This is a genomic window from Rhizobium ecuadorense (assembly GCF_001187535.1).
Classification (GTDB): domain Bacteria; phylum Pseudomonadota; class Alphaproteobacteria; order Rhizobiales; family Rhizobiaceae; genus Rhizobium; species Rhizobium ecuadorense.
On record NZ_LFIO01001385.1, the window covers coordinates 1 to 207 of the forward strand.

The following is a 207-nucleotide window of genomic DNA, read 5'->3' on the forward strand; positions in this document are numbered from 1 at the left end:
ACGCATGCCTGCGCCGCAGGCTCTGGAAAAAGCCGGCATCTCGCCAATTGCTTTCGATCTCAAGGCGAAGGACTGCCTTGCCCTCATCAACGGCAACAGCCTCTGCGCGGCCATGGCGGTTCTCAACCTCCATGACGCCGAGATGCTGATGAAGACAGCCGATGCGGCCGGTGCGCTCAGTCTGGAGGCGATCCGCGGCGAGCAGGC

At 63.3% G+C, this 207-nt stretch carries 1 protein-coding gene; it reads left to right on the forward strand.

The window, feature by feature from the left end; all coding sequences use genetic code 11:
• Positions 1-207: aromatic amino acid lyase (locus AF337_RS29680; RefSeq protein WP_160320377.1), on the forward strand; the 207-nt coding region annotated here is incomplete at both ends.